The sequence below is a fragment of the Vibrio sp. 1288 genome, assembly GCF_033344475.1.
The window spans coordinates 1-910 of the sequence record NZ_JAWPOX010000241.1 but is presented as its reverse complement, the minus strand read 5'-3'; the positions used below and the strand labels follow the sequence as shown (position 1 = coordinate 910).

1 protein-coding gene and 1 pseudogene are annotated in these 910 nt (G+C 46.4%); one reads left to right on the top strand and one right to left on the bottom strand.

Going from position 1 to position 910, the window contains the following annotated elements; all coding sequences use genetic code 11:
- Nucleotides 1–519 (top strand): annotated as a pseudogene (locus tag R8O11_RS25960) (hypothetical protein); the annotation flags it as partial.
- A 79-nt stretch (nt 520–598) separates the two neighbouring features.
- Here the strand turns inward: R8O11_RS25960 and R8O11_RS25955 are convergent.
- Nucleotides 599–910, bottom strand: a 312-nt coding sequence (locus R8O11_RS25955; protein ID WP_318194706.1) for an Ig-like domain-containing protein, incomplete at its 5' end; no start/stop codon positions are given.

Sequence of the window (910 nt, the reverse complement as noted above, 5' to 3'; positions counted from 1 at the left end):
GCAACATTTACTGGTTCCTTTGTTTCGCTCATCAACGGTGTAGAAAATGAGGCTACGGCGAGCGCAGCCATCAAAGATGGTGGCGAACCTGTGCTTACTAAGTCTGACACAGATAGCTGTCCTCCACTTACTCCAGTGGGCGCATTGAGTATCACTAAAGACTGTACAACCTACGTTGAAGAAAACGCATCTGGCGCGTACGGATTAAGAGTGAACTACGAAGGTAAAGTATGTAACGACAGTAAAGTGAAACTTAACGATGTGAAAATTACTGAAATGCATGACGGTATGACAGTCGTTAAAGATGTCGGTACTTTAAATCCTGAAAGCTGTATGAACTACGATGGCACCTACATCCCTGCTCCGGGTAGTGACGTTTCTGGTGGTCCGGTTGTTGCACATGATGTAAGAACCTTCAAAGACACCGTCGTTGCAGAAGGTGTTAACGCCATTACAGGTGTCACTGTCGATACAGGCATGCCTGTAGAGGCAAGCTGTCCACTATGTCCTGCACCGTAAGCAAGACAAACCCGATAGCAGCAATCCACAGTAAACAATAACGAAAAAGCCACCTTAAACATAAGGTGGCTTTGCTTTGTTATTTGTTCTTACCTTTGCCAGGTGAAGACCCGCCAGAATCAGGAGATGATTGCAGCGCCACAGTCACCATTGCCGTCGACGTAACATTACCGCTGGTGATCGTATAGCTAAAGCTGTCTTGATTCTTGACTCGCTTCGCTGGCGTGTATTGGATACTCCCATCAGAAAGTAGCTTCACCGTTCCTTTACTCGGTGCGCTCATTGCTGAGATCTCGACAGACACACCATCAGCAATGATGTCATTACCCAACACATTAATGGTTACCGTTGAAACTTTGCTCATCTGAACGTTATCGTCAACCGCCACAAC